The 22494-nt window shown below is 64.3% G+C and carries 21 protein-coding genes; 20 read left to right on the top strand and 1 reads right to left on the bottom strand.

The genetic code is table 11. From position 1 onward, the window contains the following. Window positions 1-19 precede the first annotated feature (19 nt). Genes RLQ26_07085 through RLQ26_07070 form a run of 4 tightly spaced genes read left to right on the top strand, consistent with a single transcriptional unit; the run spans window position 20 to window position 4266 of the window. Window positions 20-919, top strand: coding sequence for an ABC transporter substrate-binding protein (locus RLQ26_07085; protein ID MEQ9088488.1), 900 nt, complete (start codon window positions 20-22; stop codon window positions 917-919). Next, on the top strand, window positions 916-1914 hold the full coding sequence (locus RLQ26_07080; protein MEQ9088487.1) for an iron ABC transporter permease: 999 nt from the start codon (window positions 916-918) through the stop codon (window positions 1912-1914). The genes RLQ26_07085 and RLQ26_07080 overlap by 4 nt, the downstream gene beginning before the upstream one ends. 10 nt (window positions 1915-1924) lie before the next feature. Further along, window positions 1925-2743 (top strand): ABC transporter ATP-binding protein, encoded by an 819-nt coding sequence (locus RLQ26_07075; GenBank protein ID MEQ9088486.1) that lies wholly within the window; start codon window positions 1925-1927, stop codon window positions 2741-2743. Beyond that, a complete protein-coding gene (locus tag RLQ26_07070; GenBank protein ID MEQ9088485.1) occupies window positions 2740-4266 on the top strand; it encodes a cobyric acid synthase in 1527 nt (508 codons plus the stop codon). The genes RLQ26_07075 and RLQ26_07070 overlap by 4 nt, the downstream gene beginning before the upstream one ends. Here the strand turns inward: RLQ26_07070 and cobU are convergent. Continuing rightward, a complete protein-coding gene (cobU, locus tag RLQ26_07065) occupies window positions 4223-4765 on the bottom strand; it encodes a bifunctional adenosylcobinamide kinase/adenosylcobinamide-phosphate guanylyltransferase (GenBank protein MEQ9088484.1) in 543 nt (180 codons plus the stop codon). The genes RLQ26_07070 and cobU overlap by 44 nt on opposite strands. 137 nt (window positions 4766-4902) lie before the next feature. Here cobU and RLQ26_07060 point away from each other — a divergent pair, with 137 nt between their 5' ends. The 16 genes from RLQ26_07060 (at window position 4903) to RLQ26_06985 (ending at window position 22492) form a co-directional block, all read left to right on the top strand. Next, complete coding sequence (locus RLQ26_07060; protein ID MEQ9088483.1) at window positions 4903-5511, top strand: HAD family hydrolase; 609 nt, start codon at window positions 4903-4905, stop codon at window positions 5509-5511. A gap of 123 nt (window positions 5512-5634) precedes the next feature. Further along, window positions 5635-6324, top strand: coding sequence for a winged helix-turn-helix transcriptional regulator (locus RLQ26_07055; GenBank protein ID MEQ9088482.1), 690 nt, complete (start codon window positions 5635-5637; stop codon window positions 6322-6324). Next, the gene (locus tag RLQ26_07050; GenBank protein ID MEQ9088481.1) at window positions 6324-6821 is read left to right on the top strand and encodes a transcriptional activator RfaH; all 498 of its coding nucleotides are present in this window, start codon (window positions 6324-6326) and stop codon (window positions 6819-6821) included. The genes RLQ26_07055 and RLQ26_07050 overlap by 1 nt, the downstream gene beginning before the upstream one ends. 116 nt (window positions 6822-6937) lie before the next feature. Beyond that, window positions 6938-8413 (top strand): glycosyltransferase family 4 protein, encoded by a 1476-nt coding sequence (locus RLQ26_07045; GenBank protein ID MEQ9088480.1) that lies wholly within the window; start codon window positions 6938-6940, stop codon window positions 8411-8413. A 21-nt stretch (window positions 8414-8434) separates the two neighbouring features. Next, window positions 8435-10360 (top strand): asparagine synthase (glutamine-hydrolyzing), encoded by a 1926-nt coding sequence (asnB, locus tag RLQ26_07040; protein ID MEQ9088479.1) that lies wholly within the window; start codon window positions 8435-8437, stop codon window positions 10358-10360. A 55-nt stretch (window positions 10361-10415) separates the two neighbouring features. After that, complete coding sequence (locus RLQ26_07035) at window positions 10416-11345, top strand: NAD-dependent epimerase/dehydratase family protein (protein ID MEQ9088478.1); 930 nt, start codon at window positions 10416-10418, stop codon at window positions 11343-11345. 20 nt (window positions 11346-11365) lie between these two features. Then, a complete protein-coding gene (locus RLQ26_07030) occupies window positions 11366-12298 on the top strand; it encodes an NAD-dependent epimerase/dehydratase family protein (GenBank protein MEQ9088477.1) in 933 nt (310 codons plus the stop codon). A 41-nt stretch (window positions 12299-12339) separates the two neighbouring features. Then, window positions 12340-13473, top strand: a complete 1134-nt coding sequence (locus tag RLQ26_07025) for a DegT/DnrJ/EryC1/StrS family aminotransferase (GenBank protein ID MEQ9088476.1) — start codon at window positions 12340-12342, stop codon at window positions 13471-13473. Window positions 13474-13494: 21 nt separating this feature from the next. Next, a complete protein-coding gene (locus tag RLQ26_07020; GenBank protein MEQ9088475.1) occupies window positions 13495-14595 on the top strand; it encodes a polysaccharide biosynthesis protein in 1101 nt (366 codons plus the stop codon). Between the two features lie 32 nt (window positions 14596-14627). Beyond that, a complete protein-coding gene (gene wecB, locus RLQ26_07015; protein ID MEQ9088474.1) occupies window positions 14628-15797 on the top strand; it encodes a UDP-N-acetylglucosamine 2-epimerase (non-hydrolyzing) in 1170 nt (389 codons plus the stop codon). A 3-nt stretch (window positions 15798-15800) separates the two neighbouring features. Continuing rightward, window positions 15801-16415 (top strand): DapH/DapD/GlmU-related protein, encoded by a 615-nt coding sequence (locus tag RLQ26_07010; GenBank protein MEQ9088473.1) that lies wholly within the window; start codon window positions 15801-15803, stop codon window positions 16413-16415. 28 nt (window positions 16416-16443) lie between these two features. Beyond that, window positions 16444-17820 carry a glycosyltransferase family 4 protein gene (locus RLQ26_07005; protein MEQ9088472.1) on the top strand — a complete coding sequence of 459 codons (1377 nt, stop codon included), beginning with the start codon at window positions 16444-16446 and terminating at the stop codon, window positions 17818-17820. Next, the gene (locus tag RLQ26_07000) at window positions 17817-18626 is read left to right on the top strand and encodes an ABC transporter permease (protein MEQ9088471.1); all 810 of its coding nucleotides are present in this window, start codon (window positions 17817-17819) and stop codon (window positions 18624-18626) included. Before RLQ26_07005 ends, RLQ26_07000 begins: the two co-directional genes overlap by 4 nt. A 9-nt stretch (window positions 18627-18635) precedes the next feature. Next, window positions 18636-20279: an ABC transporter ATP-binding protein gene (locus RLQ26_06995; GenBank protein ID MEQ9088470.1), complete on the top strand. Its 1644-nt coding sequence runs from the start codon at window positions 18636-18638 to the stop codon at window positions 20277-20279. After that, complete coding sequence (locus RLQ26_06990; GenBank protein MEQ9088469.1) at window positions 20276-21337, top strand: Gfo/Idh/MocA family oxidoreductase; 1062 nt, start codon at window positions 20276-20278, stop codon at window positions 21335-21337. Before RLQ26_06995 ends, RLQ26_06990 begins: the two co-directional genes overlap by 4 nt. Before the next feature lie 3 nt (window positions 21338-21340). Then, window positions 21341-22492 carry an NAD-dependent epimerase/dehydratase family protein gene (locus RLQ26_06985; protein MEQ9088468.1) on the top strand — a complete coding sequence of 384 codons (1152 nt, stop codon included), beginning with the start codon at window positions 21341-21343 and terminating at the stop codon, window positions 22490-22492. Window positions 22493-22494 lie beyond the last annotated feature (2 nt).

Here is a 22494-nt window from a genome sequence, read left to right as displayed (position 1 = left end):
GTCAGGGCGATGTGGCCGGATGTGGTCCGTCCCCCGACGCTCCCTCTGCTTCATCGCCCTGGGCCTTGGCGTCCTCCTCGGACCCGCGCCCGGTGCCGGCGCGGCGGTGCCGGAAGCCCGCCCGCGCGCCATCGCGTCGCTCGATTATTGCGCTGATCAGTACGTGCTGGCCCTGGCGGCGCGGGACGACATCCTCGCTCTCTCGCCCGCAGCGGATGATCGCTATTCGTATTTTGCGTCGCGCGCCAGCGGGATTGCGAAGATGCGCCCGACGACCGAACGGTTGCTGATGGCCGCGCCCGACCTCGTGGTGCGCCAGTGGGGCGGCGGGCTCGCGGCGGGCGAGACCCTGGGCCGCTTCGGAATTCCGGTGGCGCAGGTCAAATTCGGTCAGACACTGGCGGATGCGCGTGACAATCTTCGCGCCGTTGCGCGCCGGATGGGGCGCGAGGAAGAAGCGGCCCGTCTGCTCGCCGATCTGGATCGCCGGCTCGCGCGCATTCGGGCTACGCGGCCGGAAACCGACCATCCGATCCGCGCGCTCTATGTCACGGTCTCGGGCGCCACGTCGGGACGCGGCACGTTCATTCACGAGGCGATGGAGGCGGCCGGGCTCGAAAACGTGATGGCCGGGGGCGCGCGCGCAGGTTGGCAGCTCATCGATCTCGAGCGCGTCGCTTTAAACCCGCCCGATCTGATCATCGGCGCATTCTTCGACCTCGGCCGCCAGACGGTTGATCACTGGTCGATCGGGCGTCACAGCTTTCTGCGCGACTTGGTGGCGAAGGCGGAATTTGTCCCGATTCCGGGGCGGGTCGTGGCCTGTTCCACCTGGTTCGTGATCGACGCGGTCGAAATGATCCATGACGCCGCTCTCAGGATCGCCCGCCGGCGCGCCGGGGCGGGAGACGCGCCATGATCGGACGGTTTGCGGGTTTGACGGGAGGACTTGCTCTGCTGCTCGCGCTGCTTCTTGTCGCGGGGCTGCAGATCGGCTTCGCGCCCATCTCGTTTCCCGAAGTCCTTGCCGGTCTGTTCGGCGATCCGGAGACAGACAAGGTCGCGCTCATCGTGCAGGAGCTCCGCCTGCCCCGATTGCTGGTCGGACTTGTGGTGGGCGGCTCGCTCGGCCTTTCCGGCGCCGCGCTCCAGGGTCTGCTGCGCAATCCGCTGGCGGACCCGGGCGTCATCGGCGTTAGCGCGAGTGCGGGTTTTGGCGCCGTGGTGGCGATCCATTTCGGCATGGCCGCGCTCTCGATCTATGCCATTCCGGTTTTCGCCATGGCGGGCGCGCTCTTGGCGACGGGCGCGCTTTACATTCTGGCGCGCAGGGATACGAGCGTCCTGACGCTGATTCTGGTGGGTATCGGCATCAACAGCCTCGCCGGCGCGCTTATCTCGCTGGCGATGAACCTGGCGCCCAGTCCCTATTCCCTGAGTGATATGGTGCTCTGGCTCCTGGGTTCGCTCTCCAACCGGAGCATGACGGATTTCTATCTCGCACTTCCCTTCATGGCGGCGGGCTGGCTGCTGCTGATGCTGGCCGCGCCCGGTCTCCGGTCACTCACACTCGGTGAAGAGGCGGCGGCGACGCTCGGCCTCGATCTTCGCCGCGCCCGGCTTCTCGTGGTTTTCGGAACATCGCTCGCGGTTGGCGCCGGTGTGGCGGTCACGGGCGTGGTCGGTTTCGTCGGGCTGATCGTGCCTCACATGCTGCGGCCCTTTGTCGGCTATGACCCAAGCCGGCTGCTGTTGCCGAGTGCGCTCGGCGGCGCCGTGCTGGTGCTTCTGGCCGACTGCGTGCTGCGCGTGCTGCCGGGTCAGGAGGAACTGAAGCTGGGCGTCGTCACGGCGCTGATCGGCGGGCCGTTCTTCCTGTACCTGGTGATCCGGACACGGCGGCAGATGCGATGAGGAGGAAGCCGTGACGGAGGCCCGAAAGACGCCCGCGCTTGAGGTGCTGGACGCCACCCTTGGCCCGAAGGGCGAGGTCGGGCGGCGCCTGCTGGACGGGGCGCGGCTGGTGGCCGAAAGCGGGCGGGTTGTTGGCCTGATCGGCCCCAACGGGGCCGGCAAGACAACCCTGCTGCGCGCCGCACTCCGCCTCCAGCCGCTCGATCGGGGCCGGGTTCGGCTGGCCGGACGGGACATCACCAGTGAGGGACCGCACAGGCACGCGCGCGACATCGCCTACCTGCCCCAGGGCCAGGTGGTCCACTGGCCGCTCGACGTCGCCCGCCTGGTTGCGCTTGGCCGGGTGCCCCACGCCTCGCCCTGGGGGCGATCCGGCGCGCGCGACCGGGAGCTTGTGGCGGCGGCGCTGCAGGCGACGGACGTTTTTCATCTGCGCGATCGTCCGGTGCTCAGCCTCTCGGGCGGAGAGCGTGCCCGCGTCCTCCTGGCCCGTGCGCTCGCGACGGATGCGCCGGTCCTGCTGGCTGACGAGCCGGTCGCCGCGCTCGATCCCTATCATCAGCTCGCGGTGATGGACCTGTTTCGTGCAGCGGCGGCGGACGGCAAGGCGGTCGTTGTCGTCATGCATGATCTGGCGCTGGCGGCGCGGTATTGTGACCGGCTCGTCCTGATGCACGATGGACGCACGGTCGCGGAAGGCGCATCGGACGACGTGCTGAGCGACGACAATCTCGCCCGCGTCTACAGGGTTCGGGGCGGGCGCCATGGCGGACACCTCCACATCGCCTCACGCATCGATGACGGGCCAGGAACCGGAGCGGCGCGATGAGTGGCGCGATCATGCTCCAGGGCACCGGTTCCGATGTGGGCAAATCCTTGCTTGTGGCGGGGCTGTGCCGGCTCGCCGCCAATCGCGGCATCGCGGTGATGCCCTTCAAACCCCAGAACATGTCGAACAATGCGGCCGTCGCCGTCGAAGGAGGCGAAATCGGCCGCGCGCAGTGGCTTCAGGCGCTGGCTTGCCGCCAGCCGCCGAGCGTCCATATGAACCCTGTTCTTCTCAAGCCCGAGAGCGATCAGTCGGCGCAACTCGTCGTTCAGGGGCAGGTTGCCGGCCGCCTGCACGCCGGTGCGTTTCAGGCGGAGCATCATCGGCGGTTCGGCGCAATCTGTGACAGTTTCGAGCGGCTGCGCGCCGGGGCCACGCTTGTGATCGTCGAGGGGGCCGGCAGCCCGGCGGAGACAAATCTGCGTGCTCGAGACATGGCCAATATGGGTTTCGCGCGGCCCTTCGATATTCCGGTCATTCTGGTGGGGGATATCGACCGCGGCGGCGTCATCGCCAGCCTGGTCGGGACCCATGCGGTCATGGAGCAGGGCGATCGCGCGCAGGTGCGGGGTTTTGTCATCAACAAGTTCCGTGGCGACCTGGCCCTGTTTGCCCCCGGGCTCCGCGAGATAGAAAACCGGACCGGCTGGCCCGGCCTTGGCGTGGTGCCGTGGCTGGCCCCCGCCCGGCGCCTCCCGGCCGAGGATGCCGTCGTGCTGGATCGCGCGGCGTCGCGCGCGCGCGACGGCCTCCTCATCGCGGTGCCGATGCTGTCGCGCATCGCCAATTTCGACGATCTCGACCCGCTCGCCGCCGAGGCCGGCGTCACGGTACGGATGGTCCCTCCGGGCGCGCCCTTGCCGGGCAATGCCGATCTGGTGGTGCTGCCGGGAACGAAGGCGACGCGGGCGGATCTCGATTTCTTTCGCGCTCAGGGCTGGGACGTGGATCTCCGGGCCCATGCGCGGCGGGGCGGGCGCATCCTCGGGCTTTGTGGCGGGTATCAGATGCTGGGCCGGAGCGTTCGCGATCCCGACGGCCATGAGGGACCGCCGGGCGAAAGCGCGGGCCTCGGATATCTCGAGGTGGATACGGTGATCGGCCGGGTCAAGACGGTGCGCGAGGTTCCGGCCCGGCCGGCCACGGGCGGACCGGAGCTGGCCGGCTTCGAAATGCATATGGGCGAGACCTCGGGCGCCGATACGGCGCGACCGGCCTATCTTGTCGCCGGGCGCCCGCACGGCGCGGTGTCGGCCGATGGGCACGTGGCGGGCTGTTATCTTCACGGGCTTTTTGCGGCCGATTCGTATCGTCGTCATTACCTGGCGGGCTTCGGGATCGCGGCCGGCGAGACCGGGTATCACGCCGGGCTCGATACCGCGCTCGACGAGATCAGCCTGGCGCTCGAGGATGCCCTCGACGTGGCGGCGTTTTTTCGCGTGGCGGGGATTTCGGAAACGGCGCCTGGGGGACCTTCGCTTACCCCGCCGGCTTCAGCGTCAACGGCAGCCCCGCGGCCATGAACACGACCCGGTCGGCATCGGCGGCAATACGCTGGTTGAGGCGGCCCAGCTCGTCCCGGAAGCGGCGCGCGCCCGCATCGGGCGGGATCATGCCGAGCCCCGCCTCGTTCGAGACAAGGACGATCGTCGCTGCCTTCTCCGACAGCGCATGGCTAAGCCGCGTCGTCTCCTCCTCGATGTTCCGCCCGTCGCGGATGAGATTGCTGAGCCAGAGCGTCAGGCTGTCCACGAGAAGCGTCTGATGCGCCTCGCCATGGCGCACGATCATGTCCGCGACCTCGATCGGCGCCTCGTAGGTGCGCCAGCCCTCGCCGCGAAGCGCTTCGTGCTGGCGGATGCGGGCGGCCATCTCCTCGTCCCCCGGCCGGGCGGTGGCGAGATAAATCCAGGGGGTCCGCCGACTGGTTACGAGCGCCTCGGCATACCGGCTCTTGCCCGCCCGCGCCCCGCCAAGGACGAGAACAACTCGGTCATACGAAGACAGGGAGGGGTCGGCCATGCCAGCATCGCCAAGAATCGGTTGAGAAATCTCGCGGGCGACAGAAGTTCCGCCTCGTGGGAACATCCGACCCGCGGGCCCGAATTGCGGCAGACGTGGTAGGGTGTTGTCAACCCACGCCAAGGGAGTAGCCCCCATTGCCCGTCCGACATGAGCCTTCGGCCCCTGATGCCGCCAAACCTGCCTCGGCGACCCGTCCGGCGATCTTCTTCGATCGTGACGGCACGCTGATTCGGGATCACGGCTATGTCTTTCGTCCGGCCGATGTCGTCTGGATGCCCGATGCGCCGGCCGCCATCCGATACGCCAACGATCGGGGCTGGCTGGTCTTCGTCGTCACCAACCAGTCGGGCGTGGCGCGGGGTTTCTTCTCGACCGCCGATGTTGAAGCGCTGCACCACTGGATGACGCGCGAACTCGCCAGGCAAGGGGCCCATGTGGACGCCTTCTACTATTGCCCGCATCATCCGGAGGCCGGCAGCGGTCCCTTCACGGGTCCTTGCGACTGCCGCAAGCCGGCGCCGGGACTGATCCTCGCCGCCTGTCGCGACTGGCCTGTGGATCCGGTGCGCAGCGTCCTCGTCGGCGACGCGGATCGCGATCAGGAGGCGGCCGCACGGGCGGGCATTCGCGCCTGCCGCTACGAGGGGGGCAGCCTGAAACGGCTGGTCGCGGGCGCTCTCGAACCGGCCACCGGCGCCCCACCCGATCGAGCGCACCCCCGGGGAGCCCCCCGGAATCGCTGAAATCCGGCGGTTGCCTTTCCGTTCATTTTCTGAACATAATGGCGGACGGTGGCGTTCATTTCATGAACAATGGAGCCGGGCCCGGCGTGTGCGTCGAGCCGGGTGGCGCAAAGGGGGCGGTTCTTGGCACGCACATCCCTCGACAAGGGGTTGGGGAGCGCGCGCGAGCGGGAAATCATGCTCGGCGTGCTCAACGCCGTGGACCGGGACCACAAGGTGTCCCAGCGGCGGATCTCAAGCGAGGTGGGGATCGCGCTCGGCCTGGTCAACGCCTATCTCAAGCGCTGTGTCCGCAAGGGGCTGATCAAGGTCAGCCAAGTCCCTCTCAATCGTTACGCCTATTATCTGACACCGGCAGGCTTCGCCGAAAAGGGCCGGCTGACGGTGGAATATCTGCAGTCCTCCCTGGAATTCTTTCGCAATGCGCGCCAGCAGTGCACGGCCCTGTTCGAGGCGGCCACCCGGCACGGCCGGACGCAGCTTATTCTGGTTGGCGACAGCGAACTTGCCGAGGCCGCGATCCTGAGCGCGCGGGAAACCGGCGTCAGGATTCTGGCCGTCGTCGAGGCCGCGCCAAGGCGCGAGAACTGCGGCGGCACGCCCGTGGTATCAACCCTGGAGGCTGCCCTGGCGCTGGCCGCCCCCGGCCGGCGCGTCGGTGTGCTGGTGACCGACATGGCCCGCCCCCAGGCTGTTTTTGACGATGTGCTCGACGCGCTGCCGGGGACGGCCATGGCGCCTGAGGATGTTTTCACGTTACCGCTCCTCGGCATCAGTCGGCGTCCGGGTTCTGACCAAGGGGCCGGGACGTGATGCGCTGGTTCGTCGTTCAAACCCGGCCCAATGGCGAAAACCGGGCCGAAGCCCATCTCCGGCGGCAGGGGTTCGCGGTTTTCCTGCCGGGCTACCGTAAGCTTCGCCGGCATGCTCGCCGCCAAAGCCAGGTCTTTCGTCCGCTTTTTCCGGGCTATCTTTTCATCAGTCTCGATCCGGCGCGCGACGGGTGGCGCAAGATTCTCTCGACCCGGGGCGTGCGTGACCTGGTGCGTTTCGGCGAGCAGCCCGCGGCGGTCCCCCCGGGGCTTGTCGAGGATCTGATGGAAATGGCAGAAACCGGCGAATTGCAGCGCCGTGCCGCCGCGCCCCTGGCGCGGCCGGGAGACCGGGTGCGCGTGACGGCCGGCCCGTTTCGCGAATGGATCGGCCGGCTGCAGCAACTGGCCGATCACGAACGGGTGGTCGTGCTTCTGGATCTTATGGGGCGCGCGGTCAAGGTGCGCGTGCCGGAAGTGGCCATACAAACGGTATGACCGCCCGATATCCCGCCGGAACAGGCGGGATGAAATTGAAGACCAAAGCCGGCTGGGGCGCGTCACCCGGTCTGCGGTAGCCATTGCGCGCTCGAACCCCGGGGTGCACGGAGGTCATGTCCCAGTCGTCTGTCGATCTCAGGCCGGCGTCGCCCATCCGGCCGGTTCTGGCCATGCTGGCGGCCCACGATCCCGCTGCCGATCCGCGGATCCGCTGGGAGGCCGAGAGTGCCCGGCCGTATTTCGATGTGTATGTCCTCGGGCTCGATGACGGCGGGACTAGGCCAGGGGGCGAGAGTCTGACACCCGGTATCCCCGTCCGGCGCTGCGCCCCGGAGATGCAGACCACCGTCGCGACGGCCCGGTCCCTGATCCGGCTTCTCTGGCGCCGCGCATATGCGCCCCTGCGGCGCGGTGCGGGTCAGGCCCGGGCCCCGGGTCGCTTCCTGGTCGCGCTCGTGATGACGGGCGGAGTCGCGGCCCATCTGGTCCTCGGACTCATAAGATCGGCAGGGGCTCCAGCGACAGGGCGTGGAGGCGACGCCGCCGGCGCCGGCCTCCGGCCCCATCGGCTCCGCCGCCGGCTGGGCCGATGGTTGCGGGCGATCGGCCTGTTTCACTGGGGTCTTCTCCTTTGGCAGATCCGGCACGTGGCCGGCGCCGCACTGGTCTTGCGCGAGGCCGTAGATCGGCTGCCGCGCTCGCTCGCGTTCGTCCATTGCAACGATCTGGACACATTGCTCGCCGGGGCGAGCGTGAAAGACGGGAGCGGCGCGCGCCTCGTCTATGACGCGCATGAATTCTGGCCGCACAGCTTTCCCGAGGTGGGCGCGAGTTTCAGATGGTTCTTTACGGTGTATGAAGCAATGCTGATCGGTGATGCGGACGAGGTGATCTCGGTCAACCCGCTGATGGCTGGTCATCTGGCCCGGGTCTATGGCCTGGATCATGTCCGGAGCGTGCCCAACGCGGAACCCTACATCGCCACGCGCGCCGCCCGGGCGGACGAGGAAATGGACAGTCTCGCCGCCGGCCGGGTGCGGTTTCTGTTCCAGGGCCGCCTCGCGGCGGAGCGAGGCCTCGACGAATTGGTGCGGGCCTGGGACCGCGATCCTCCCGAAAACGCGGTGCTGTTCCTGCGCGGGCCGGACAGTTCCTACAAGGACCGGTTGCGGCACGAGTCCCGGGGCCTCGCCTGCTATGACCGCTCGCTCTTTTTTCTGCCCGGTGTTGCCGAGGACGAGCTGATCGCGGCCGCCGCCCCGGCCGATGTGGGAATCATCCCTTACGCACCGTCCTCGATGAACAACCGCTACGCCTGCCCGAATAAGCTGTCGCAGTACCTGCATGCGGGGCTGATGGTGCTGAGCAACGATCTGGCCTATGTGCGCCAGGTTCTGGAGGCGGACGGCACGGGCATGGTGACGGATTTCGACGACGGGCCGGCGCTCTCCGCCCTGCTCAAGAAAATCGCGGCCGATCCGGCACTCCGCGCCCGCTGCCGGGCCAATGCGGCGCGCGCCGCACGCGAACATTTCAACTGGCAGCGCGTGGCGCCAGACCTGCTGGCCGCCTACGCGATCCAAGTCTGACGCAGCAAAGAAGAAAAAAACATGTGTGGCATAGCTGGAATCGTTGATCTGGGAGGCCGCCCGCAAGCCGGGCTGCAGCGCAAGCTCGAAGTGATGGGGGGACTGATTGCCCATCGCGGCCCCGACGGCAGGGGCGAATGGCGCGCCGGCAATGAGAGTGTCGGCTTCGCCCATCGCAGGCTCAGCGTGATCGATCTGAGCGAGTCGGGCGCGCAACCGATGCGGGCCCCCAATGGCACCGTCCTCGTGCATAACGGCGAGATCTACAATTACCGGGAGCTACGCGCGGCGCTGGCACCGGATTGGCAATTCAGGAGCACGTCCGATACCGAGACGATTCTCGCCACCTATGAAAAATACGGCCCAGACTGCCTCGCCCATTTGCGGGGCATGTTCGCCTTTGCCCTTTGGGACGATCGCCGCGGCCGGCTCCTGGCCGCGCGGGACCGGTTCGGGATCAAGCCGTTCTATTACACGGTGATCGGCGGCACATTGTATTTCGCGTCCGAGATCAAGGCGCTGATGCCGGTCATGCCAGAGGTGCGGACCGAGCCCGCCGCCTTCGCGGAATATCTGACTTTCCAGTACACCATCGGCGAAAACACGCTGTTCGAAGGGGTCCGGCAGTTGCTGCCGGGCCACGCGCTTTCCGTCGAGGATGGCGAGATCAGGACCTGGCGCTATTGGGACGTGCATTACGAGATCGACTACGATCACACGCCTTCATACTTCCATCGCCGGCTCAACGAGCTGCTCGACGATTCCGTTGCCACGCATCTCAGAAGCGACGTGCCGGTGGGTGCCTATCTGAGTGGCGGGATCGATTCCAGCCTGATCGCGCTGCTCGCCAAGCGTCATGACGAAAATAACAACACTGCCTATCACGGCAAGTTCACCTGCTTTCCCGGGTATGACGAAAGCCCCTACGCCGAGGAAGTCGCCCGGCAATGTGGTTCGACCCTTCATCAGGTCGATATCACGGCCGAGGATTTCCGTAACAATATTGAAAAGGTCATCTATCACCTCGATACGCCCGTCGCCGGTCCCGGCTCTTTCCCCCAATACATGGTGTCAGGATTGTCGAGCGAGCACGTGAAGGTGGTCCTTGGCGGCCAGGGAGGCGATGAGATATTCGGCGGGTACGCCCGCTATCTGCTGGCCTATTTCGAGCAGGCGATCAAGGCCGCGATCGACGGGACGCACAAGAACGGCAATTTCGTTGTGACGCCCGAATCGATCATCAACAACCTCGGGGTGCTGCGCGAGTACAAGCCGCTGATCAAGAGCTTCTGGCGCGAGGGCCTGTTCGAGGATCTGGACCAGCGCTATTTCCGTCTGATCGATCGTTCCGCCGACATGACGGATGAGGTCGATTGGGGTGTGCTCGACAAGGACGCGGTTTTCGGCAATTTCCAGAGCATTTTCAATAACCAGCGTAACGTGCGCAAGGAAGCCTATTTCGACAGCATGACCCATTTTGATTTCAAATGTCTGTTGCCGGCCCTGCTGCATGTGGAGGACCGCATGAGCATGGCGCACGGCCTGGAAAGCCGGGTGCCCTTCCTCGACCATCCGCTCATCGAGTTCGCCGCTACGGTGCCGGCCGATGTCAAGTTCAAGGGGGGGCATATGAAACACATGATCAAGGACGCCTACAGCGACGTCTTGCCGGCGGCGCTTCTGGAGCGGCGCGACAAGATGGGCTTCCCCGTGCCCCTCAGGGAATGGTTTTCGGGCGAGCTCCACGACATGACACAGGATATCTTCCGCTCCACCAAGGCGCGGGGCCGTGACTTTATAAACGCGGACGTGGTATTGGGGAACTTCGACAAGGCAACCCGTTTTTCCCGCAAAACCTGGGGCTTGCTGAGCCTCGAACTGTGGCATCAGCAATTCCATGACAAGGCGGCCGAGTACCGGAAGATGCTCGACGCGCCGGCGGGCTGATCGGGGCGCGCCCCGACGGGATTTTCGCGGACGAGACACGGCAGGTTGGACAAGTATGAAAGTATTTATTAGCGGCGGCTTCGGACAGGTGGGCTCTCACATTGCCGAGCGCCATCTGGCCCGGGGGGATGAAGTCCTCAGCATCGACAATCTGGCGACCGGCAGGCCCGAGCACCTGCCGGCGCAGGAACGCCTGACCCTGGTGGAGGGGTCGATCGCCGACAAGGCGCTGGTCGATCAGCTTGTGGGGGACTTCAGGCCCGACGTGGTGGTCCACACCGCGGCCTCCTACAAGGACCCCGATGACTGGTACAACGACGCGCTGACAAACACGGTGGGCGGCGCCAACCTGGTGCGCGCCGCGCGTGACAGCAAGGTCGGCCGCTTCATCTATTTCCAGACGGCGCTCTGTTACGGCACGAAGCCGGTGGAGCAGCCCGTCACGCTGGATCATCCCATCAACCCGGACAATTCCAGCTACGCCATCACCAAGACGGCGGCGGAAGAGTTCCTTCGGCTTTCCGGGCTGGATTACGTTACCTTCCGGCTTGCCAACGTGATCGGGCCGCGGAATGTGAGTGGCCCGCTGCCGATCTTCTACCAGCGCCTCACCGAAGGGAAACAGTGCTTCGTCACCGAATCACGGCGAGACTTCGTCTATGTGGGGGATCTCGCCAAGTACGCCGTGAAAGCGGCCGATGGGACGGGAAGCGGGGCCTATCATTTTTCGTCGGGCGGGGATGTCGCGATCATCGAGCTGTATGACGCCGTGGTCAAGGCGCTCAAGCTGAACGATTACCCCGAACCTGAAATCCGCGAACTGGGTCCCGACGACGCGGCGTCCATCCTGCTCGATCCGTCGCGCACGTTTCGCGATTTCGGAGACATCTCCTTCACGTCGCTGGAGGAGACCGTGCGCCGCGGGGTCGAGTATTACGCCGAGTTCGGCGTCCATGGCGGCTATACCCACCTCAAGCATAAGTAACCGCCATCATGTCTCTCTCCATGCGACTTTTGATCACGGGCGGGGCTGGCTGCCTCGGCACTAACCTGATCGAGGAGTTCCTGCCCGCCGGCCACGACGTCTGCATCCTCGACAATTTCGCCACCGGCAAGCGGGCGGCTGTGGCCGGGATCGAGGGGCTGATCGTGCACGAGGGTTCGGTCGCGGACGGCGATCTGGTGGATCACGTTTTCGAGACATTCCGCCCGACACACGTGATCCACAGCGCGGCCGCCTACAAGGACCCCGATGACTGGCTGGAGGATGTTGCGAGCAACGTGGCGGGAACGATCAATGTGGCGCGCGCGGCCAGGAAGGCCGGCGTCCGGCGGCTCGTCAATTTTCAGACAGCGCTCTGTTATGGCCGGCCGGCTGCGGTTCCTATTCCGGTGGACGCGCCCGTGGCGCCTTTTACCAGTTACGGAATTTCCAAGGCGGCGGGCGAACACTACCTCGCCCTGGCGGAACTGCCCGTGGTTTCGCTCAGGCTGGCCAATGTAACCGGTCCGCGCCTCGCCATCGGCCCCATTCCCACTTTTTACAAGCGCCTCAAGGAAGGGAAGCCGTGCTTTTGTTCCGAAACCGTGCGCGACTTCCTCGACATGCGCGATTTCCTCGCCCTGATGCACAAGGTGCTGGCCGATGGGGCGCCCACCGGCATCTATAATGTTTCGACCGGGCACGGAAACACGATCAAGGACATTTTCGATACCGTTGTGGATTATCTGGGAATTGAACTGTCCGAGCCCGTCAAGATCATCCCGGCAGGTGATGACGATGTGTCAGAGGTGGTTCTCGATCCGTCCCTGACCGAACGCGATTTCGGCTGGAAAGCCCAAATATCCTTTCGTGACACTATTCGCGACATGCTGGCCTGGTACGACCGCCACGGTGTGAGTGATATCTATTCACACCTGAGCGCCCCTGGCCGCTGAAACCGCGCCGTCTTTCTCAATCCAGTCCGGATCCCATGCCCATGACCGCCACGCCCATCGCCTTTATCGATCTGAAAGCCCAGCAAGCCCCCATCCGCCAGCGGATCGAGGCCCGCCTGCGAGCGGTTCTGGACCACGGCAAATACATCATGGGTCCCGAAGTGGCGGAACTTGAAGAAAGTCTCGCCGCCTATACGGGCGCGCGCGAGGTCATTACCTGCTCGAGCGGAACCGATGCCCTGTGGCTGCCGCTGCTGGCGCTGGAGATCGGGGCCGGGGATGCGGTGTTCGTGCCCTCTTATACTTTCACAGCCACGGCCGAGGCGGTCGCGCTGTGTGGCGCAACACCGGTTTTCGTCGACGTCGATCCCGATCAGTTCAACATGGACGCCGCCAGTCTGAAGGATGCGATCGCGACCGTTGTCACCGCCGGCAAGCTGACTCCCAGGGCCGTGATCCCGGTCGATCTATTCGGCATTCCGGCGCCTTACGATGCTCTGGCGCCTGTCGCACGCGCCCATGGCCTCAGCGTCATCGCCGACGCGGCCCAAAGTTTCGGCGGCGCAATCGGCGGCCAGCGGGTCGGGACGCTGGCAGGGATCACGGCGACCAGTTTCTTCCCCGCCAAGCCGCTCGGCTGCTACGGCGACGGCGGGGCGATTTTCACCGCCGATCCGGAGTTCGCGGAGATCATTCGATCGATCCGTATCCATGGCCGGGGCGGACAGGGCAAGTATGACAACGTGCGGGTCGGCACCAATGCCCGGCTGGATACGATGCAGGCTGCCGTATTGCTCGAAAAGCTCTCGATTTTTGATAGCGAACTGGCGGCGCGCCAGAGGATCGCCGAAGCCTATGCCGCCGGGCTCGGGGATGTGGTCACTCCGCCTGCCGTCCCGGCAGGCGTGACCAGCGCCTGGGCGCAATACACGATCAAGACCGATCGGCGGGAGGCGCTGGCCGAGGGTCTCAAGGAAAAGGGCGTGCCGACCCAGATCTACTATCCGAAACCCTTGCATGTGCAGGCCCCCTACAAGGACGCCCCGATTCCGGCGGGCGGCCTGCCGGTCACTGAAGCGCTGTCTAAAACCCTGATCAGCCTGCCCATGCATCCGTACCTGACCTCCGATGTGCAGGACAGGATCATCCAGGCGGTTATCGATGTCCTCGGATAGAGCCACAGGAGCCTACAGAACATGCCCGGAGCAGGTGACCCCGACATGAACAATACCCTGGATCTGAAATCCTTCTTTTCGGGCAAGCGCATCGTCGTTACAGGCGCTGCCGGGACGGTCGGCGCCGATATCGTTCGCCGGCTCCACGAACTGGATGCGGCAGAGATCCGTGCGCTGGACAATCATGAAGGCGATATGTTCACGCTGGACACGGAATTCATGTCCGACAAGCGTGTCCAGGTTTTCATGTGCGACATACGAAGCGAAGAACGCCTGAACAGCCTTTTCACCGGCATGGATTACGTGTTCCACGCGGCGGCCCTCAAACACGTGCCGTTTTGCGAGAAAAGCCCGTTTGAGACCGTGCAGACAAATATCAACGGTGTGCAGAACGTCATCCGCTGCGCTATCGCGCAGAAGGTGAAAAAGGTCCTGTTCACCAGTTCCGACAAGGCCGTAAATCCCACGAATGTCATGGGCACGTCCAAGCTGATGGGCGAACGGCTCATGACGGCGGCGAATGCCCTCAACGACAATGCCGACGACATTATTTTCGTCTCCACCCGTTTCGGCAACGTGGCCGGATCGAAGGGGTCCGTCATCCCGCTCTTTTGCGAGCAGATCCGCCGCGGCGGTCCGGTGACCCTGACGGATTCCGAGATGACGCGCTTTGTCATGAGCCTGACCGAGGCGACCCGGCTGGTACTCAAGAGCATGGTGCTGGCCTGTGGTGGCGAGGTCTTTGTCACGAAAATGCCCGTCCTTCGGATTATCGATCTGGCGGAAGTGCTCATTGATCTGATCGCCCCGCTGGGCGGTCACAAGGCAAGTGACATCACGATCGATGTGATTGGCTCGCGCCCGGGCGAGAAGATCTACGAGGAGCTGACGACGCACGAGGAGATACGCCGGACGCAGGAGCTTGAGGAAATGTTCGTCGTCACGCCCGCATTTCGTAACATTTACGGCAAAGTCGAATACGAGTATCGGGGGTTCCAGCCCCAGAACGTGGCGCAGGTCTACAACTCCTCCTCGGAGCCGTTCATGACCAAGAGCGAAATCGAAGCGTTCCTCAGGCAGCCGGGTGTGCTGCCGCCCGATATCCAGGGGGCATTGCGTTGAAAATTTCTCCCTCACTCCGGCCTGTCATCTGAATGACCAAAGAAATCAAAATTTTACGAAACAGCGACCTGCGGCCCGAAGTGGGGGTTGTCGTCGGCACGCGGCCCGGCATCGTGATGTTCGCACCGATCATTCATGAGCTGCGCCGGCGCGGATTGCGCCATTTCATCATTCACACCGGACAACACTATTCGCCCAACATGGATCGGCAATTCTTCGAGGATCTCAACCTGCCCGAGCCCGATCACCGGCTCGAGGGTGTGGCGGATCGCCGGACCCATGGCGGGCAGACGGCGGTGATGCTGGACGGGATCGAGCAGGTTCTGCTCGAACGCCGGCCGATGATCTTGCTTGTGGGGGGCGATGCCAACACCAACCTGGCGGGGGCCCTGGCGGCACGCAAGCTGAGAATTGCGGTCGGCCACGTGGAGGCCGGAGAGCGCAGCTATGACTGGCGTATGCCGGAGGAACACAACCGCGTGCTGATCGATCACGTCTCGGATTACCTGTTCGTGACCGGTGCTCAGGGACAGAAGAATCTGGGGCGGGAAGGAGTGCGCGGTCATATCTGCGTCGTCGGCAATCCCATTGTCGATGCGTCGCATCAACATCTGAAAGTGGCGCGCGAAAAATCGACCATGCTGGATCGGCTTGGGGTGACGCCGGGCGCTTACGGCATACTGACGATGCACCGGGAAGAGAATGTGGATTCCCCGGAAAACCTCAAGGGCGGTCTCGAGGGCGTCTCGCGGGCTTCGGCCGAAAACGGAATGCAGACCCTTTTCCTGGCCCACCCCCGCACCCTCAAGCGTCTCGGGGAATTCGACCTCCTGGAATGGGCCAGGGGCCTGCCGGGCCTTTCCCTGCATGAAGCCGTCGGATATCTGGATTTTCTCAATATTCTTGGCCATGCGCGAATGGCGTTCACGGATTCCGGCGGCGTCCAGCAGGAAGCATGCATTCACGGCGTTCCGTGCGTCACCCTGCGGGAAAACACGGAATGGACGGAAACGATAGATGTCGGTGCCAACCGGCTTGTCGGCTGCGATCCGGAAAGGATCGCGGCCGGCGTCGAGGCGGCCCTGACGGGCCCGCGCGGCTGGGAAGTCCCGTTCGGGGACGGGCGCGCCGCCGCTCACATCGCCGATTGGGTCGAGAAACACCTCCGGGGCGATTCCGTGGGTGTCGAGATGCTGGACTAGCCCGTGGACAGGTTCGAGCCCGGCCGGAATTGCACCGTTCAGGACAACGTCATCCTGGGGCTGGCCTATGTGGAAGGCTGCGGGCCTTTCAAGACCGGGGACGGCGCGGTGCTGCGCGCCGGGGCCATCATTTACGGGGATGTCACAGCCGGCCTGAATTTCCAGACCGGGCACAATGTGATGATCCGCGAGAAGACCGTGATCGGGGATCACGTGGTGATCGGCACCAATACGGTTATCGACGGCAACGTCAGGATCGGGGATTTCGTCAAGATCGAATCGAACTGCTACATCCCGACCCATGTCGAGATCGGATCGCGCGTGTTTCTGGGTCCGGGTGTCGTGCTGACGAATGACCGCTATCCGCTGCGGCTGCGCGACACGTACAAGGCCGAAGGCCCCATTATCGAGGATAATGTCACGCTGGGTGGCGGCGTCGTGGTCTGTCCGGGCGTGCGTATCGGCATGGGCAGCTTCGTCGCCGCCGGTGCGGTGGTGACGGGCGATGTCCCGGCCGGGAGTCTCGTCAGGGGCGTGCCGGGCCGTGTCTCGCCGCTGCCGGAAAAACTGGACGAGCCCAATATGGCGCTGTCCTGGCGCAAGTTTCTGGACGTCTGATCCGGCCTCGCAGGACTTTAAATCAGAAATGCGTGTGTGCATCCTTGCCTGCAAGGACCTTCGCCTGAATACGCGGATTGCCCGCCAGGTCTGGGCCCTGCTCCAAAACGGCCATGAGGTGACCGTGGCCGCGCTCGGCCCGCCGGTGCTGGCGCCCGATGCGGCCTGGCCCGGCGGTCGCTACCGGTTTCTCGATCTCACGCCCGGGAAGCCGCCGAGGGCGGCCGCTTCCCTGCGCGCGTGGCTGCTGCGCAAGGACCGGCCGGCGGACGCCCCGCCGCCGGTCACCCCGCCGGCGGACAACCATGTCACGGCGGTCAAACCATCTTCGCCGTCACCCGGCCGGGTTCATCGGGGGCTGGCCACGCTGCTGGTCTTACTGCGGCTCAATGGCGCGCGGCGTTTCGCTCGTCGGGCGCTCGGCGCGATCCGGCGCGACCGGGGGCGGGAAGGATTTGACATCGTCCAGGCCCATGACGAACTGGCACTGATGGCGGCGCAAGCGGTGTGCGATCGCTTGGGCGGGCGGATCATCTATGATGCGGTGGAACGTCCGCACGAGCCTGCCTACCTGCCGGACCATCCACTGCTGTGCGCGATCCGTCAGCTCGAACAGCGCCGCGAGGTGGCGATCATCCGGCGGGCAGCGGCTCTGATCACCGTGGGCCAGGGTCTCGCTCAGCGGATCGCCGAGGATTGGCAGGTGGCCCCGCCACTCGTGCTGCGCAATTGCCGGCGCCGGACGGAAATCGTCGCGAGTTCCGCCATCCGCGAGGATTGCGCGCTCGGCCCCGATGACCGGCTTCTGCTGTACCTGAACTCCATTCGGCCGGGGCAGGGGCTGGAAGAGCTGGCGGCGGCGCTCGCGAAATTGCCGGACAAGGTACACCTCGCGGTCCTGGGGCCGGTCATAGATCGGGCGGTCGAACGAAAATTTCTGGATCAGGTCGATGCCCGGGGGGCCGGTAAGCGCGTCCACATGCTTGCTCTCAGGCATCCGGAAGAATTGTTGGCGTATATTGCCGGCGCCGATATTGGCGTCCTGCCCCGGCAGAATGATCACCCCAACCATTATCTGAGCCTGCCCAACCGTCTGTTCGAGATGATCACGGCCCGCCTGCCAGTCGCCGCCAGCCGCCTGCCGGATATTGCCGGGCTCGTGCGCGAATACGGAATTGGCGAAATCTTCGACGAGACTTCGCCCGAGGATATCGCCAGAGCCATCCGGGTGATGATCGGGGCCGAGCGCTACCCGCGATACAAGGCGGCGGTCGATCTGGCGGCCCGTGACCTCGTTTGGGAGAACGAAGTCACGAAGTACCTCGCATTACTTGACGAAACTTGCGGCCGCGCCGGCGCGGCGACTGGCCGGCCTGTCTCGGCGATAGGGGAAAAACACCGATGAGCGGCAAATCCGTTTCGATTCTCGACCCGTTCCGCGTTCTCTGGGAGGGACGGAAGTTCATCCTGCGCAAGACCCGGCAGGACCTGCGCTTCCGCTATGCCAACTCGCTTCTGGGAATGGCCTGGGTCGTCATCATGCCGACGATGTTCCTTGCCCTCTACGCGACCGTTCAGATCCTGATCTATCGAGCTCATCGGCCCGATGTGACGACACCCGAGCTGGTGCTCATGATGTTTTCGGGGATCATGGCCATATTCGGCCTGACCGAAGCGGCAAATGGCAGCAGCGGGTCCCTTACGCGAGACAAGACAATCATGCAGAACACGATGTTGCCATCCGAGGTTCTGGTCGCGCAGTCCGCCACCGTGGGCTTCGTGACATGTCTGATTGGCATCGGCCTCTCGATCGTCCTGTCCCTGATCCTCGATTTCAACAAGCCGACGCTGCTGTTCGCGCCTCTCGTTCTCTTCATGCAATATCTCTTCGTTGTCGGCTTCTGCTGGATCGTCTCGCTGGTTGCGGTCCTGATCCGGGATATTCAGTTCATTCTTCGTTTCCTCACCCTCGGGCTCATTATCTGCAGTCCGATCGGCTACACCGTCGCCTCCGTCCCCCCGCATCTGAAAGCCATCGTGTATGCCAATCCAATGAGCTATTTTCTTGTTAATTATCAGAGCCTTATCGTGTTCGGCGAATGGCCGCCGCTGGACATGACCGTGATCATGGTGGCGATGAGCCTCGGAACATTCTTCCTCGGTTACTTCCTCTATGCCCGTCTCAAGATGGCGCTCATTCAGCTGGCCTAGCAGGACATCATGACAGCAACCCCCTCCATTCCTTCGGAACTGCCGGCGGGCGACAGCCTGGCGGCGATCACCCTCGCCGGGGTCGAGAAGCGCTTCCCGCTTTTCAGGAGCCCGTGGGAGATCATGGCCGTGACGCTTGGGCTGAACAAGTGGCGGCTGGTTCCGGGCCTGCGCCGCGAGATCCCCTCGTACCACGCGCTCAAGAATATTCACCTGGATGTCCGTCGTGGCGAACGTGTCGGAATTATCGGCCGCAACGGCGCCGGCAAGACGACCCTGTTGAAAATCATCACTGGCACGCTCGAACCCGACAGTGGCACCCGCGATGTCTACGGCGATATCGAGGCGCTGTTCGATGCGGGCGTCGGGTTTCATCCGGACCTTAGTGGCATCGAGAACATTCGCGGCGCACTCGCCCTTCGGCGGAACCTGGATAAGCAGACCCTCGAGGATCTGGTCCGGAATGTGGTGGAATTTACCGAACTGGGCGATTTTCTGGACCAGCCGCTCAAAAAATATTCGAAAGGCATGCGGGCCCGACTGACCTTCGCCGTCGCCACCTCGATCCGCCCTGATCTGGTTGTTATCGACGAGGTGCTTGGCGCAGGTGACGCTTATTTCTCCGCCAAGTCTGCGCGACGCATGAAATCTCTTCTGAGCGGCCAATGCACGTTGCTGCTCGTCTCCCATTCAACGGCCCAGGTGATGCAGTTCTGCGAGCGGGTCGTCTGGCTGGAACGGGGCGAGATCGTCATGGATGGCGCGGCGCTCTCGGTGGTCAAGGCTTATGAAGAGTTTACCGAGCGGCTCCGAAAGGAGGCGTCTGAACGACATATCGATCAGGTGGCCGCGCAGACGGTAGCGGACAGTGATTTTCGCCGCGAGATACTGCAGGCAGCGCTGGACAGCATGGCGGCGAAGACGGCCGGGCCGGCGCAACCGGACTCTCCCGGGGTCGACGGATCGGCGGCGAAAGGGGATGAGGTAGACCGGCCGCGGCAGCAAACGCTGCCGTCCGCCCGGGAAGATGATGGGCCGGACAAGGATGGGCCGGACAAGGAAGGGCCGGACAAGGAAGGGCCGCGCGCCGCGCGCCGCCTGATTGAAAGCAATATCAGCGCATCCAGCGGCATTTCGCGCTGGCCGCCGGCGCAATTCGGCATCGCGGTCACCTCGGTCATGATGCGCCGCCTCGACGACACCCCCGTCGGCGTGCTCGAGCTGGGCGAACCCTTCCGGATTGATATCGAGTTCGAGGCCCTGATCACGGGCAGGACGGATTGCAAGTTTGTGACGCTTTTCTTCACCCCGGATGGCCGGTGGCTCAGCCGGCACATCAGTGATGGCGAAACACTCGACGTCGAAACGGGCGAGGTGTACCGCCGCACGGTAACGTTTGAACCGAACTATTTCGGACCCGGATCGATCATCTTCACCGTGGCACTTTTCAGGACCCTGGGCGATATTGACGTCGATGAAAATCTGGAAACCCTGTCGCGCAGTTTCGAGTTCAAGATTCTGGCGCGCGATTCCAAAGAACATTCGCTGATCCTTCATCCCAGTCGCTGGTCGGCCAGCCGGCTCGTGGGCAGGAGCAGCAAGAACAGCGGCCAGGAAAGGCCGGAAGGGGATCAGGAGCGGACCGAGTCATGAAGATTGGATTGATCGGGTGCGGCAAGCAGGCGCCCAAGCATATATCTGGATTGACGGCGGGCGGCGGGATCGAGATGGTTCTGGCGGATCAGGACCGGGCCCTGGCGCGCCGGCTTGCCGAGGAGAAGGGCGTCCTGGCGGCGGACTCGGTAGAGGCGCTTTTCGCGGACCCTGCGATCCGGGCCATCGACATCGCCACGCCCACCCCGTCGCATGCTCCGCTGATCCGGCGGGCCATTTCCGCGGGCAAGCATTTCTTCTGCGAGAAGCCGCTTTGCGAAACCCTGGATGAGGCGCGCGAACTGGACAGGCTGACCAGGGAGGCCGGCCTGGTGGGCATGGTTGGCTATATCTATCGCTTCGCGCCGGCCTTCGAGATGGCGCACGCCATCCTGAACCCGCCAGCCGGCGAGGCTTCACCTCTGGGCCGCCCCGTCCTCGCCTGGTTGCGGATCGGCGGCCGGGGCTCGCATCAGCTCTGGAAGCATCGGCGCGAGAGCGGCGGCGGCGCGGTCAACGAAATGCTGGTCCATATGCTCGATCTCGCCATCTGGCTGTTCGGCCCTGTCGAGGCGGCCGAATTGCTGAGCGTCGATCTGATGCGCCCGGCGCGCCGGATTCAGGGTCGGATGGAAAACGTGAATGCGGAGGATTTCGTTCTTGCCAGGTTCCGGATGGCGGGCGGGCTTACCGTCTATATCCAGGCCGACATGGTCACGCCGGCTTTCAGCCAGGTGGTTGAAATTCAGGGCGAAAACGGCAGTTTCCGGGGCTCGATCCAGTCGGAGCTGCCGACCGGCCTGACGCTGATCGAGGCGGCCGGCGGTTATCCGGCCGGCCTGACGAATCTCGCCGCCGGGCCGGCGAATCTGTTCCTGCGTCAGATGACGGCGTTTCTTGACGCGGTCCGCGCGGGCAGGACGCCCGAACGGTGCAGCCTCGCGGACTCCGTCCGTCTCAAGGAGGGGGTTGCAAAACTGGGACCGATTGGGCCTCTTCCCGCCGGGACGGACAGCGAGACGGCCGCGGCCGGTACGGAATCAATCGGGGGTGCGTGAGTGATGCGGATACTGATCTGTGGTGGTGACGGATACCTCGGCTGGCCGACCGCCATGCATTTCGCGGCGCAGGGTCACGAGGTCCGCATCGTCGATAATTACCTGCGCCGTGCTATCGCGCAGGAGACCGATTCGGGCGCGCTGATCGAAGGCGACCGGCTTCCCGCGCGCACCGCCCTGTTCGAGCGCCATTTCGGACGCAAGATAGACTTTGACGAACTCGACCTCATGGACAGCGCCGCGGTTTTCGATCTGTTCGAGAAATTTTCGCCTGACGTTGTGGTGCATTACGCCGAACAGCCCTCGGCCCCATATTCGATGAAGGATTTCGACTCGGCCCATCTGACGCTGACGAACAATCTCGGCGTCACGTTCAACATAATCTGGGCCGTCAAGGAGAAATGCCCCGAGTGTCATATCGTCAAGCTGGGCACTATGGGCGAATACGGCACGCCGGATATCGATATCGAGGAAGGGTGGATCGACATCAGGCACAAGGGTCGGGAGCACCGTTTCCTGTTTCCGCGCCAGGCCGGCAGCCTCTATCACACGACCAAGGTGCTCGATACCGACCTGTTGTGGTTTTACGTGCGCACCTACGGGCTTCGTGTCACTGACCTCATGCAGGGCCCGGTTTACGGGCTCGACACGGCCGAATCCCTGGCTGACGAGGGCTTGCTGCCCAATTTTCACTATGACGATATCTTCGGAACGGTGGTCAATCGCTTCCTGGTTCAGGCGGTTGCCGGCGTTCCGCTCACCGTCTACGGCAAGGGCGGACAGACGCGCGGCTACCTCAACCTGAAGGACACCCTGCAATGCGTGGACCTGGCGGCAGCGCATCCGGCGGGCCCCGGAGAGCTCCGCATCTTCAATCAGGTGACACAGACGTTCACGGTCAACGAACTGGCCGAGATCATCGAGCGCGTCGGCAAGGGCATGGGGCTCAGCGTTACCATCAAGCGCATAGACAACCCCCGCAAGGAGGCCGAGGACCACTATTACAATCCGGTCTACACAGGGCTCAAGGAGCTTGGTCTCAAGCCCCATCTGATGACCGACGATGTCGTCGGCGCCATGCTGGAAAAGGTGATCCGCTTCCGCGAGCGGATCGTGCCCGACCGGATCATGCCGCGCGTGCGGTGGTCGTCCTAGAC

It is taken from the genome of Alphaproteobacteria bacterium, from assembly GCA_040220875.1.
In the GTDB taxonomy this organism is placed as follows: domain Bacteria; phylum Pseudomonadota; class Alphaproteobacteria; order JAVJVX01; family JAVJVX01; genus JAVJVX01.
This window is presented reverse-complemented; position numbering and strand designations above follow the sequence as displayed.